The sequence below is a fragment of the Ruegeria sp. HKCCD7559 genome (assembly GCF_013110575.1).
GTDB lineage: Bacteria > Pseudomonadota > Alphaproteobacteria > Rhodobacterales > Rhodobacteraceae > Ruegeria.
This window is the reverse complement of sequence record NZ_WVQU01000006.1, coordinates 16,342-29,295: the sequence shown is the minus strand read 5'-3', so window position 1 is coordinate 29,295 and position 12,954 is coordinate 16,342. Positions and strand designations below refer to the sequence as shown.

The 12,954-nt window shown below is 59.9% G+C and carries 9 protein-coding genes; 6 read left to right on the top strand and 3 right to left on the bottom strand.

Annotation, left to right across the window (positions count from 1 at the left end):
• Positions 1-2: 2 nt before the first annotated feature.
• A complete protein-coding gene (locus GS605_RS15420; RefSeq protein ID WP_171724537.1) occupies positions 3-1,109 on the bottom strand; it encodes a saccharopine dehydrogenase family protein in 1,107 nt (368 codons plus the stop codon).
• 641 nt (positions 1,110-1,750) lie between these two features.
• Here GS605_RS15420 and GS605_RS15415 point away from each other — a divergent pair.
• The 3 genes from GS605_RS15415 to GS605_RS15405 all read left to right on the top strand — a co-directional run bounded on the left by GS605_RS15415 (position 1,751) and on the right by GS605_RS15405 (position 8,163).
• Positions 1,751-4,225 carry a CoA transferase gene (locus tag GS605_RS15415; RefSeq protein WP_171724536.1) on the top strand — a complete coding sequence of 825 codons (2,475 nt, stop codon included), beginning with the start codon at positions 1,751-1,753 and terminating at the stop codon, positions 4,223-4,225.
• 241 nt (positions 4,226-4,466) lie between these two features.
• Positions 4,467-5,717: an aminotransferase class V-fold PLP-dependent enzyme gene (locus GS605_RS15410; RefSeq protein WP_171724535.1), complete on the top strand. Its 1,251-nt coding sequence runs from the start codon at positions 4,467-4,469 to the stop codon at positions 5,715-5,717.
• Positions 5,718-5,745: 28 nt separating this feature from the next.
• The gene (locus GS605_RS15405) at positions 5,746-8,163 is read left to right on the top strand and encodes an FAD-dependent oxidoreductase (protein ID WP_171724534.1); all 2,418 of its coding nucleotides are present in this window, start codon (positions 5,746-5,748) and stop codon (positions 8,161-8,163) included.
• Positions 8,164-8,224: 61 nt separating this feature from the next.
• Here GS605_RS15405 and GS605_RS15400 read toward each other — a convergent pair whose 3' ends face one another.
• On the bottom strand, positions 8,225-8,842 hold the full coding sequence (locus GS605_RS15400; protein WP_171724533.1) for a UbiX family flavin prenyltransferase: 618 nt from the start codon (positions 8,840-8,842) through the stop codon (positions 8,225-8,227).
• The gene (locus tag GS605_RS15395) at positions 8,839-10,347 is read right to left on the bottom strand and encodes a UbiD family decarboxylase (RefSeq protein WP_171724649.1); all 1,509 of its coding nucleotides are present in this window, start codon (positions 10,345-10,347) and stop codon (positions 8,839-8,841) included. The genes GS605_RS15400 and GS605_RS15395 overlap by 4 nt, the downstream gene beginning before the upstream one ends.
• Positions 10,348-10,484: 137 nt before the next feature.
• Between GS605_RS15395 and GS605_RS15390 the strand changes: the two genes are divergently transcribed.
• The 3 genes from GS605_RS15390 to GS605_RS15380 are packed head-to-tail and all read left to right on the top strand — an operon-like array spanning position 10,485 to position 12,926.
• Positions 10,485-11,027: an SCP2 domain-containing protein gene (locus GS605_RS15390; RefSeq protein ID WP_371807770.1), complete on the top strand. Its 543-nt coding sequence runs from the start codon at positions 10,485-10,487 to the stop codon at positions 11,025-11,027.
• Positions 11,027-12,004 carry a peptidase U32 family protein gene (locus GS605_RS15385; RefSeq protein WP_171724648.1) on the top strand — a complete coding sequence of 326 codons (978 nt, stop codon included), beginning with the start codon at positions 11,027-11,029 and terminating at the stop codon, positions 12,002-12,004. The genes GS605_RS15390 and GS605_RS15385 overlap by 1 nt, the downstream gene beginning before the upstream one ends.
• 4 nt (positions 12,005-12,008) lie before the next feature.
• Positions 12,009-12,926 carry a U32 family peptidase gene (locus GS605_RS15380; RefSeq protein ID WP_171724531.1) on the top strand — a complete coding sequence of 306 codons (918 nt, stop codon included), beginning with the start codon at positions 12,009-12,011 and terminating at the stop codon, positions 12,924-12,926.
• The last annotated feature ends 28 nt before the right edge of the window (positions 12,927-12,954 follow it).

Below are 12,954 nucleotides of genomic sequence, written 5' to 3'. Positions count from 1 at the left end.
TCTCAGGCCGCCTTATTCTGTTCGGTGACGTCGCCAGCGCGATACAGCTGGCCAAATTCAGTGTTGAGGAAATCGTCCAGCTTGACCTGTTCCTGCCGGACAAAGCCTTTCGAGGGCAGAGCTCCGATCCGCATCAGATCGACCACCCCCAGCACGCCTGCGGCGGTCGTGACCTGAATAGCGCTCCAGACCTGTCCATTGATGGTGCGGGCAAAGGATTTGTTGATCAGGGACTTTTCGCGCAGCACGCCATCAATGACGCCTTTTGCGGTGCAATATACCAGCACCACGTCCTGATCGGTGCGGGGCAGGGCGGCCTCGAATATCTCTTTCAGCAGGTCGCGGCGGCGTTCCAGTCCCAGATCGTTCAAAAGCAGCTTCAGGATATCGCAATGACCCGGATAGCGGATCGAGCGATAGGACACATCCCGCGCCTTGCCTTCCAGCGTTTCCGGCAACGTGCCCAGACCGCCCGAGGTATTGAAGCATTCGTATTCCACGCCGTCATGGCCCAGAATCTCGTAGTTCTCCAACGGCGCGGTCTTGACCAGCTTGCCGTTCACGATGGCATCGCATGGGTTGCAATATTCGTTGATCAACCCGTCGGTGGACCAGGTCAGGTTGTATTTCAGCGCATTCGTCGGATAAAGCGGCAATGCCCCCACCCGCATGTGCAGGCTGTCAATCTGGTCAAACTCCGCCGCCAGCGAAGCTCCGGCGATGCCGACAAAACCTGGCGCCAGACCGCATTGCGGCATAAACGCAGTTGCGCTGTCCCCGGCCAGTTCACGTACCGCATTCGTGGCCGCAACATCTTCGGTCAGGTCGAAATAATGCGCCCCCGCCGCTTTGGACGCTGTGGCGATGGAAGGGGTCAAGAAGAACGGCGCTGCCGAGATGACTGCGTCGAAACCGGTCAGTTCCCGGGCCAGCCCGTCCGCGTCATTGGCATCGATCTGTCTGGTTCCAATGCCCATCTTCGAGATATCACCAAGCGCTTTCAGATCATGATCAGCGACCGTCACAGAGTAATTCGGCGACCCTTTCAACAGGGTTGCAATCATCTGCCCGATCTTTCCAGCGCCGACAACGCACACATTCCAGGACATAAAGATCTCCGCTGTTTCCCATCCTGTCCCAAGCGTGACGCGCGGCCACGACAATTCATAGGTGCCAATTTGACGAATTGATGTAGAAGATTGTCATCTTGTCGGAAAAAGGGATAAAATATCGGAAGCGCAATTGCCGGCCATGTGTCGCGACAGGTCCTGCCACGTGCCAACGTGGCCCTTGGCCCGATTGCGCCGTGACCTTTTGTCTTGTGTTGCCTGACACTTGGGAAGCGTCACGTTCTTGAGCGATTCCAATAACTTGTTTTCTGACTGCCGGGCGCAACGGTCCGGTGATCTTTCAAGCCGACTGATCCGCTTCCATCCAAGCCTCGAAGCGCTTCCAAGTTCGCGTCACACGCGGATTTTTGAGCGGTGTTTCTCGTTTGCGACATGGTTTGGTCAAATCGAACAACTTCTTGGCATTGCTCGGCTGCATGGTACGCCCAGCGGTCGCCGGAGAAGGCTGTGAAGCTCGGCCGTGGCCGCCTTGTCGCGTGTTGAACAAGGGCAGGTGTTGCATTGATCGCGTTATGTCCCAAGCCCGAAAACTCAGCCTGTTCCGAGAAGGGCGTTGTGACCTCTTGCCTGCACGCCGATTCGCAACAAACTCACCAAACACCCTGGGAGGGTCACAACGAATGACTGCAAGGCCACTCGATCATATTCGTGTCCTCGATTTTGGCCAATACCTGGCTGGTCCACTGGTTGGCATGATGCTTGCTGATTTGGGGGCAGAGGTGATCCGCATCGACCCGCCCTGTGGCCCGCGATTGAAAGAACCGGCCACAGACATGCTGTCACGTGGCAAAATCGCCGTGACGATCGACCTCAAATCCGAAGGGGGTTTGCAGGTCGCGCGCGAACTTGTGGCGCGGGCTGACGTGGTGATCGAGAACTTCCGGCCCGGCGTGATGGAGAGGCTGGGCCTGGGTCCGAAAGCTCTGCGCGAAATAAATCCGCGCATCGTGTCATTGTCATTGCCGGGGTTTGCCTCAACCGATCCCGCGCTGGCCGATCTTCCGGCGTGGGAAGCCGTGATCGCGGCCCGCACTGGGCAATTCACGGATATGGGGCTGAACCGGCGCCTGATGGGCATCAACCCATCCTTTTCACCTTTGACGCTGGCATCCGCCTATGGCGCTTCGTTCGGCGCGATGGCCGTGCAGTTCGCCTTGGCTGCACGTGACCGGAACGGAGGCGACCACATCGAGGTGCCTCTGGCTTCGGCCTTGCTGGAAGGGTTGGTGTATAACTGTGAGCAGATTGAAGACTATCCCGAACGTTACAAGTCCCCTCGCGAAGTGGAACTTGACAGGCGCGCAGCCGAAGGCTTGCCAATGGATCTGAGCTTTGCGGAACTGGAAGAGTTCCTGGACCCTTTCTATCGAACTTATACCTGCTCCGACGGGCGTGGGTTCTATGTGGTGGCGGGCAGTGTGAAAACACATCCCCGGCGGGTGTTGGAGACGCTTGGCCTCAAACACCTTGCCGATCAATTGCCGGACTTCGACGCCTATCTCGATACCGCAGACTGGCCGGATGAATGGTCGCTGCGCAACTACCCTGTCGGAGCAAGGGATCGCGCGCGTGTATCCGACGCAATGAAAAAGGCCTTTCTGACAAGGCCCTCTCATGAGTGGGAAGCCCTTTTCGGGTCTGCCAAGGCGCCCGGAACGGCGCAACGGTTCAGCAAGGAATGGCTGGCCGATCCGCACGCTTTGGCCTCGGGCCTGGTGTTGGAGGTAGAGGACCCGCGTCATGGGAAGATGCAGCAGATGGGAAATGTTGCGTGGCTTGCGGATGATGGCGCTGCGCTGGTCAAAAAACCGGGCCCCGATTCCGATGACGCACCCGTTTCAACGATCCTTGCCGAACCGCCGCGCAGCGGACCACCAGCCGCAAGCGGTCAGGGCTGGCTGGAGGGGTTGAAGGTGCTGGACCTGACCAACGTGATCGCCGGTCCGACGGTCGGGTCCACGCTGGCACGATTTGGCGCTCAGGTGACTTCCGTTCAGCCGGCAGAGCCATCAGTTGATCCGTGGAACACCGTGGTTTTCGGCCTGCACGCACATCGTGGAAAACAAAGCGTTTTGCTGAACCTGAGCTCGGATGACGGGAAGCGGGCGTTACGGCGGCTCATCGACTCCTCGGATGTCATCACCATAAACGGCACGGATGAGCAGCGCGATGCCCTGGGGTTGAGCGCGGAAGAGCTGGCGGCGATCAACCCCCGTCTCATACTGGTGCAACTCGATGCCTTTGGCGGTCCTGCGCGCGGACCCAAATCGGACCATCTGGGGTATGACGACCTGGCGCAGGCGGCGACAGGGGTCATGGTGCGTTTTGGCGGTGGCATGGCCACGCCCGAAGAGCATGCGCATTTCGGTACCATTGACGTTCTGACCGGCTATTGCGCATGTGTTGCGCTTGGTGCGGCCCTGCTGAGATTGCAGAAAACCGGCAAAGGCGGGATTGCGCGGGCTGCGTTGGCGGCGGCCGGCAACCTCATTCAGGCGCAATTGATGTATGATTTCGAAGGCCGCGCGCCCTTTGACGAACCGGCCGGGAGCGCAGCTATGGGCTGGGGACCATTCTACCATTGTTACCGCGCGGCGGACGGGTGGATGTTCTTTGCTGCACCCACCGAACAACGCAAAGCCCTGCGCCGTGTCTCGGACCTCGCCAGCGTGGCCGATATGCCGGAAAAGGAATTGCCGGATGCGCTTGCGGATCATTTTGCAAGGCAACCTGTTGAATACTGGCAAAAGGCGTTTTCCGGTTCCGCCAGCACTGTCATGCCTCTTGGATCGTTGCATGACACGCGCGACGCCGTGCTGCAGCCGGAAAGCGCCGGGAATATCGACCTGACGCGGGGAACGTTCAACGTCATTCGGCATGACATGCATCCCATGGGCCGGTGGTGCGATCTGGTTGCCCCAAATGCCGTGCGACCCGAACGCGCCCGAATCGTCATTCCCGGACCGATGCCGAAATACGGCGCGGATACACGCAGCATTCTGCGAAACGTCGGTTATGCAGATGAGGATATCGACGCGATGATCTCTGCTGGATCTGCCGCCGAAAGCTGGTCGGAAAAGTACTTGCCCGAGTAGCCGACCAGCCACAGACGGTTCGGAAATCAAGAAGATATGCCATCCGCCGCCGCAGGCACGGGCTCCCGGGCCTGGCGATGGGCAATATCTGTCGTGACAAGCTTTGGACTGGCACCCGCGCGACTTGCACAGAATATTCAACCGCTTTGCCACAGTTTTTTTTGCATGTCTTGCGGCAAGAACCGTCCTAGGGTCGGCAAAGCACAGCTTTGCACACACAACGAAACAAGAACCACTGACCATGAGCCAAATATCAGAGAGCCTGCTGAACCAAATCCGCAGCCGATTTGCCCAGATCGATCATTGCCCCGAACAGGGTGAGCGGATCTTTTTCGAGAATGCCGGAGGCGCACTGACATTGAATTCAGTTTTGGAAAGCTCGGTTCGTTACGCCGCCATCCCGGACAACCAGGGGCGCGACAATCCGGGATCCCATGCGCTGGTCGCCACGATCAACGCGGCCAAGGCGGATATGCGGGATTTCATGAACGCACCCGGCGGGCAGTTCTTTGTGGGTGAAAGCGGTACAGAACTGTTGTTCCGGCTGATCATGAACGCATGTCTGGGAACGGGTCCGGGCGTTGTGCTGGGATCCACATTGGAACACCCGGCGACGCGTTCGGCCTGTGATCGTTGGGCCCGCATTTCCGGGCAAACCCACGTTTTGGTACCCCATGATGACGCCACCGGCACCGTCTCGGCCGAAGCCTATGCCGCGGCCGTGACACCGGATACCAAAGTGGCGACGATCCTACATACCTCTCCGGTGACGGGAATGGGCGTTGATGTCGCCGCCGTTTCTCAGGCCATCCGCACCGTGGCTCCGGATTGTTTCATCATCGTCGATGGCATCCAGCACGCAGCGCATGGCCGGATCGATCTGACCGCCTATGACGTCGATGGTTATGTGATTTCGCCCTACAAGGTGTTTTCGCGTCATGGCTACGGCGTGGCCTGGATCTCTGATCGCTTGACCGCGCTGGAGCACAACGCCTTGCTGAATGGCCCCGCGGACAATTGGGAAATGGGCACGCGCGACACCGGAGCTTATGCCACGATGTCCGACGTCGTATCCTATTTCGAATGGCTGGGCAGTCAGGTCAGCGATGCCGAAGACCGGCGCGGCAAGTTTCTGGCGGCGGGTGATGCGATCCATGCGCAGGAAAAGGCGCTGACCGACGCGATGATCCACGGCACCGGCAACCTGAGCGGCCTGGCCGAGATGGAAAAAGTCACCATTCTGGGCGGGGCCGACAACCCGGCACGAGAAGGTCTGGTATCGCTGCGTGTCGAAGGCGTGGCCTCGTCCGAGGTCGTCAAACGGCTGAACGAACACGGTATCCGCACGCATCTGCGCAAGGCGGACCACTATTCCGGCAATATCCTGACACCGCTTGGCTATGATGCCTGCGTACGGGTCTCGATGTGTCACTACAACTCGATCGGCGAAGTCGCCAAATTCCTTGCCGTCATGAAAGAAATCGCCGCTTGAGCCGCGCCATATCCAAGGACATTCCCTCATGAAAACCCATGCACAAGCTGTTGTCATCGGCGGCGGCCTTGCCGGTACGTCGATCCTGTATCACCTTGCCAAACTCGGCTGGACGGACTCGATCCTGCTGGAACGCGATGAGCTGACCAGCGGATCGACCTGGCACGCGGCGGCCAACATCCACGGTCTGCATGACAACAACAACATCACCCGCATCCAGCACTATACGATGAACCTGTACAAAGAGCTGGAGAAGGAAACCGGCCAAAGCTGTGGTGTGTTCCAGCCCGGATCGCTCTATCTGGCCCAGACCGAAGAGCGCGAGCAACAGTTGCGCCTGCAAGAGGCGAAGGCCCGGTTTTATGGGCTGAATTTTCACGAGGTCAGCCGGGAAGAGGCCAAAGAGCTGCACCCGCTGGCGCAGTTTGATGACATCCGCTGCATCATGTACGAACCTGATGGCGGCAATGTGGACCCGTCCGGCGTACCGCATGCCTATGCCGCCGGGGCCCGTGCGATGGGGGCCACCATCGAACGGTTCTGCCCGGTGATCGCCACGGAACAGCAACCCGATGGCAGTTGGATCGTTCGTACGCCCAAGGGTGACATTCATGCCCAATGGGTGGTCAACGCGGCGGGCCTCTGGGGGCGCGAGGTGGCGGCGCTGGCAGGCTTGACCCTGCCGCTGCAACCGACCGAACATCAGTATTTCGTGACCGAAAGCATCGACGAAGTGGCCAGTCTGGGCCGTCGTCTGCCGTCAATCGCCGACCGGGACGGCGAGTATTACTTCCGACAAGAGGGCAACGGCCTGCTGATCGGGGCCTATGAGAAAGACATGAAGTTCTGGGCCGAAGACGGTACGCCGCTTGACTTCGCGCATGATCTGTTTCCCGACGATCTGGACCGGATCATGGAAAATGTGATCCGCGCCACCGAACGCGTGCCGGTTGCCGCCACAGCCGGGGTGAAACGGGTAATCAACGGCCCGATGATCTGGTCGCCCGATGCCAATATGCTGTGGGGGCCGGTGCCCGAACTGAAGAACTATTTCCTCTGCGGCGGTCTGATCCCCGGCTTCTCGCAATCCGGCGGGCTGGGGCTGCTGGCGGCGCAATGGATGATCGAGGGTGAGCCGCAATATGACATGTTCGCCTGGGATCTCGCCCGCTTTGGCGACTGGGCCGACAAAAAGTTCACCAAGGCCCGGGTCGAAGACGCATACACCCATCGGTTCAAAATTCACTTCCCGAATGAAGAACGCAGTGCAGGCCGCCCGGCCCGTGTGCGCCCCGCCTACGAGATGCAGAAACAGATGGGCTGTGTCTTTGGTCTCAACTGTGGCTGGGAACACCCGTTGTGGTTTGCCGATGAACCCGGCACCGAAGAGACCACTGGTTTCACCCGCCAGAACTGGTTTGATCCGGTCGGGCGCGAGGTTCAGATGCTGCGCGACAGCGTGGGCGTGATCGATATCTCGAACTTCGCCAATTACGTGATCAAGGGGCCTGGTGCCTACGACTGGCTGGACCGCCTGGTGGCCAATCGCGTGCCGACCGAAATTGGGCGCAGCTGCCTGACGCCGCTGATTTCGGTCCGCGGTGGCGTGGCGGGGGATTTCACCGTCACCAAGCTGGCGGAAGACGAATATATGATGATTGGCTCCGGCATGGCTGAACGCTATCATCAGCGCTTCTTTCAGATGGTGGAAATGCCTCAGGGCACAACTCTTGACGTCGCAACGGACCGCATCGCCGGGTTCAACATCGCCGGCCCGAAATCACGCGAGGCATTGGCGCGCCTGACTAATGCAGACCTTTCCAACGAAGCGTTCCGCTTCATGCGGTCTCGGAAGATCACCGTAGCAGGTGTTGATTGCGTGGCCATCCGGGTCAGCTTTACCGGCGATCTGGGTTGGGAATTGCACTGCGCCGAAACCGATCAGGTCGCGCTTTACTCTGCGTTGCTCGAAGCCGCCAAAGACTGCGGTGGCGGCCCCGTGGGTGGACGGGCGCTTGGGTCGCTGCGCATCGAAAAGGGTTATGGATCCTGGGGGCGGGAATATTCCCAGGAATACTGGCCGCAAGAGGTCGGGCTGACGGGCCTGATCAAGCTGGACAAGGATTTCCTGCACAAAGACGCCTATCTGTCCATCAAGGATAGAGCTCCGCGCGAGGTCCTGTCCATCTTTGAACTGGACGTGACCGAGGATGCCGACGCCACCGGCAGTGAGCCGATCTTTACACCTGATGGTGCGCCTGTCGGCCGTGTCACATCGGGGGCGTACGGGTATTCAGTCGGGAAATCTCTGGCATTGGGTTTCCGCAACCCCGAGGTGGCGCAGCCAGGGGATGAAGTGGTGATCCAGGTGATTGGCAAACCGCATAAGGCTCGGGTGCTGGCAGAGGCGCCGTTCGATCCTTTGGGCGGCAGGCTGCGCGACTGAAACAACCGGCCCGCCGGATCAAGTTCATCCCATAGCCGCAGATCTCATCCGCGATCTGTGGCTATGGGATGTGCAATTTGCTTTCGAACCGTTCGACAGGGTCCGCCTCGGTTTCGGGATGCCACGGTTTCGCGGCCGGTGCGCAAACCTTCAGACAATCAACAGCGCGCGCTGCGATCTGATCTGCGATTTCGGTTATGTTGACCGGGTTTAAATAGAAGGCAGGCACAGGGGGCAGGATGATGGCTCCCATTTCTGCGGCCGCAGTCATATTGCGCAAATGCGCCAGTGTCAGCGGCGCTTCTCGTGTCAGCAGTACCAGTGGGCGTCGTTCCTTGAGCTGAACGCCCGCCGCGCGTGTCAGCAGGTTGTCGTCCAGTCCATGCGCGATCGCACCCAATGAGCGCATGGAACAGGGCGCGACGATCATCCCGGATACCGGCACCGAACCGGACGCTATACTGGCCCCGATATCGGCGGGCGCGTGATGACGGGTTGCCGACTGCCGCAGTTCCTTCAGGGCATCCGGGCCGCATTCCTGCGCAAGCGTCAGACGGGCGGCGGGGCTGACGACCAGGTCGATTTCGATATCCGCCGATGTCAGATGTCGTGCGACCGCAAGGCTCAAAACCGCACCGGAAGCGCCTGACACACCTAAGACTACTCGGGTTTTCGTCATGTTCTCAGCTCTGGCATCAATCTGTCTATCAGGTCTTCCGCAAATGCGTGATCAACCTTGTCGGTGCGCATGACCGTCCCCCATTCCCGCTGTGTTTCACTGCCTGTTTTTGTCGTGGCGTCGATGCCCAGCTTTCCGGCCAGACCGGGTTCCGGCGAGGCGAAATCCAGATAATCCATGGGTGTCCTGTCCAGGATCATCACATCGCGGCCCGGGTCCATTCGCGTGGCAAGCGCCCAGGCGATATCGTCCCAGTTTCGGTGGTCGATATCGGCATCTACCGCAACGATCATCTTTGTATAGCTGAATTGCGGCAGCATCCCCCAAAGCGCCATCATCACACGCCGGGCCTGGCCCGGATATCGCTTGTCGATAGCGACAATGGCGATGCGATAGGAACAGGCGGCAGGCGGCAGCCAAAGGTCGTGTATTTCGGGGATCTGAGCGCGAATGGTCGGCAAGGCCAATCGATTGAACACTTCGCCAATGATCGCAGGTTCGTCAGGCGGGCGTCCGGTATAGGTTGACAGATACAGTGGTGCCTCGCGATGGGTCACGGCCGTGACATGCATCACCGGAAACGGCTCGGCGGGGTTGTAGTACCCGGTATGATCCCCGAACGGCCCTTCGGGTGCTGTCTCGCTTGGCGACACCCAGCCTTCCAGAACGATCTCGGCATCTGCCGGTACAAGCAGAGGGACGGATTTGGCCGGAACCAATCGTGGCCGGTTCTGGTTCAGGGCCCCGGCAAATGTCAGCTCAGACACCAATTCGGGCAGGGGCAGAGCCGCCGACAACAAGGTCGCGGGGTTTGCGCCCAGAACTATTGCGACCGGCGTCTTTTCGCCGTGCTGCGCCCAACTGCGATGATGGGCAGCCCCGCCGCGATGTGGCAACCAGCGCATAATCAGACGGTTCCGGTCCAGCACCTGAACGCGATAAACGCCGGCGTTGTAAGTTTGTACCGCGTCGGGTTCGCTGCCACGGGGGCGGGTGATGACCACAGGCCAGGTGATCAGGGGCCCCGCGTCCCGGGGCCAGTGTGTCTGGATCGGCAGCGCAGAAAGATCAACATCGGCTCCGCTGTGGCAAACCTGCTGAACAGCGGCGGTTTTGACCTGCTTCGGTCGTGTGGACAATGCGGCCTTCAGCATCGGCCACCGGGACAGCGCATCCCGCAACCCGCCCGGCGGCGTCGGGGCCCGAAGCGCGGCCAGAAACGCGCCCAGATCATCCAGCCCATCGGAAGAAACGCCCAGCCCGGCGGCGACGCGTTCCGAAGTTCCGAACAGGTTGACCACAACCGGCATGTTGCACTGCCCCGAGGGCACGCCCGTCGGCGTGTCGAATTGCAACACGGGCCCATTGGCCTCTAACACGGCGCGGTGGACAGCGGTCATTTGATGGCGCACGGAAACCGGTTCGGCGATGCGCCTGAACTGCCCTTTTTCTTCACACCATTTCAGAAAATGTCGAAGGCTGGGATATGGCGGCAGAGTGCGAATGGGTTTGCTCCGGCGATGGTGCCTACCCTCTAGCAGCGAAAGAGACCGGTCGAATTGACAACCGTCAAGTCCCGGGCGCCGGGGCGGCTTTAGGAAGGCCGCACCGGTTCACTTTGTTGAGACAGCAGGAGGTCTGTTTGTCCGATCCCCTAAACCAGATACCGCAATGCCCTACCGCTTTGGCCGCAGCCCTGCGGTTTGTTCCGCTTGCACCCTTGTCGCTGTCACTGACGGCGTTTTCCCGCAAAATAACCAAGAAACACCCCGATTTGCTCAACCGGCTCGGGGAATACAGCCGGGCAGCCTTTGTGCTTGATCCAACGGATCTGCCCGTTGTCCTTCTGCTCGAACCGAATGACGGCGCACCGAGTATAAGATTGAGCCGCGGGCGCGTGGACGGGGCCGCGCGAATTTCCGGCCCACTGGCGGCGCTGTTGGGGCTGGTACATGGAGCGTTTGACGGTGACGCCCTGTTCTTTTCGCGCGATCTGGTGATCGAGGGCGACACAGCCGCGGCACTGGCGCTGCGCAACGCAATTGACGACGCAGAGCTGGACCTCGCGCACGAGGCCGCAACCCTTTCCGGCCCGCTTGAACGCCAGCTGAAGCAGATCATCGCCTTTGCAGAGCGTCGGACCGGCCTGTGCCTGACCCGACCCGAGGACGCGATTCTATGGTAATGGAAATCGTTTGCCCGGCGGGAACGCCCGCGGCCCTGCGTGCAGCCGTCAGGGCCGGGGCTCACACGGTCTATTGTGGCTTCAATGACGAAACCAATGCGCGGAACTTTCCGGGGCTCAACTTTGACCGCGCTGAAATGCGGGCCGGAATTTCCTTTGCCCATGATCACGGATCGAAGGTCTTGATTGCAATCAATACCTTCCCGCAGGCAGGCAACGAAGGGATTTGGAAACAAGCGGTGGCGGATGCCGAAACCTGCGGTGCAGATGCTGTCATTCTCGCCGATCTGGGCTTGCTGGACTACGCGGCGCGACATCATCCCAAGCTGCGCAGACATCTGTCCGTGCAGGCCGCGGCGGCCAATGCTGACGTGATCAATTTCTATGCCGAAACTTTCGGTGTAAAGCGGGTGGTCTTGCCGCGCGTTTTGTCCGTTCCGGAAATTGCCGCGATCAACTCTGAAACCGACGTCGAAACCGAAGTCTTCGTGTTCGGCGGTCTTTGCGTCATGGCCGAGGGGCGATGCTCGCTGTCCTCTTATGCCACCGGGTTGTCTCCAAACATGAATGGTGTCTGCTCCCCTGCCAGCCATGTGCAGTATCAAGAAGAACAGGGCGCGTTGAACGCGCGCCTTGGCGGGTACCTGATCCACCGGGTCGAACGGGATGAGCCCGCACCGTATCCGACTTTGTGCAAAGGGTGTTTTTCCGCAGGTGAAAAAACCGGGCACCTGTTCGAGGATCCCGTCAGCTTGAACGCAGAACGGCTGATCCCGCAATTGCAAAAGGCAGGTGTGACAGCCTTGAAGATCGAAGGGCGCCAGCGGTCAAAATCTTATGTCGCACAGGTCGTTCGGAATTTTCGCGCCGCGGTCGATGCGCTGGAGTCAGGCCAGCCGATGCCCGAAGGTATGCTTGCGCGACTGTCGGAAGGGCAGGCCATGACGACCGGCGCTTACAAAAAGACGTGGAGGTGATCCGATGGAACTGACAATAGGCCCGAACCAGTTCTTCTGGCCCTCCGAAACCTGGGCTGCATTTTATGATGATCTGGCCCGATCGCCCGTCGACCGCGTCGTGCTTGGGGAACTGGTCTGTTCCAAGCGCTTGCCGTTCTACCAGGATCGTATCCCTGCGGCGATTTCCCGGCTGGTGGAGGCGGGCAAAGAGGTTGCGCTGACAAGCCTGGCCCTTGTGACCCTGAAACGCGAGCGCAAACTCACGGCTGAGCTTGCAGAAATGGGCGTCATGGTCGAGATCAACGATCTGACCGCGCTGGCACATTTGCCCGGCACCTGCACGTTTGCCGTTGGCCCGCTGGTAAATGTCTACAACGAAGGTACTTTGAAATGGTTGGCTGCTCGGGGTGCGCGCCGGGTTTGTCTTCCGCCGGAACTGCCCATCGCTTCGGTCAAAACGCTGGCGCAAGCTGCCTCGGACTTGGGCGTCGCGATCGAAATATGGGGGCATGGCAGGTTGCCGCTGGCCATTTCCGGGCGCTGTTACCACGCGCGATTGCATGGGCGCAGCAAGGACAATTGCCAGTTTGCCTGCGAAGACGATCCGGACGGGTTGGACGTTCTGACCGGTGACGGCAAGCCTTTTATGGCCATGAACGGTGTGCAGACCCTGTCAGACAGCCATGCCTGTACGGATCATCAGATCGACCTGCTGAAACAGGCTGGCATCTCGGCGTTGCGTCTGTCGCCGCAATCTGGCGGATTCCGTCAACTGTGCGAACTGTATCGAAAACGTATCGACGGTGATCTTCCCCAAGGAGAAGTGGAGTGCGCCCTGCGTGGCGCTGATCCTGATATTCGGTTGAGCGACGGATTTCTGACGGGGTCCTGCGGTGCAGAATGGTCCGGTACATCAAAGGCGGCTTCGATCTCGGTTTGACCGCCGCATCGGCACGGCGTCCGTCGCG

What these genes read in the sequence shown, in the direction of transcription:
- GS605_RS15415 (WP_171724536.1), top strand. Translation starts at nt 1,751, where the DNA reads ATGACTGCAAGGCCACTCGATCATATTCGTGTCCTCGATTTTGGCCAA.
- GS605_RS15410 (WP_171724535.1), top strand. Translation starts at nt 4,467, where the DNA reads ATGAGCCAAATATCAGAGAGCCTGCTGAACCAAATCCGCAGCCGATTT.
- GS605_RS15420 (WP_171724537.1), bottom strand. Translation starts at nt 1,109, where the DNA reads ATGTCCTGGAATGTGTGCGTTGTCGGCGCTGGAAAGATCGGGCAGATG.
- GS605_RS15380 (WP_171724531.1), top strand. Translation starts at nt 12,009, where the DNA reads ATGGAACTGACAATAGGCCCGAACCAGTTCTTCTGGCCCTCCGAAACC.
- GS605_RS15400 (WP_171724533.1), bottom strand. Translation starts at nt 8,842, where the DNA reads ATGACGAAAACCCGAGTAGTCTTAGGTGTGTCAGGCGCTTCCGGTGCG.
- GS605_RS15385 (WP_171724648.1), top strand. Translation starts at nt 11,027, where the DNA reads ATGGAAATCGTTTGCCCGGCGGGAACGCCCGCGGCCCTGCGTGCAGCC.
- GS605_RS15405 (WP_171724534.1), top strand. Translation starts at nt 5,746, where the DNA reads ATGAAAACCCATGCACAAGCTGTTGTCATCGGCGGCGGCCTTGCCGGT.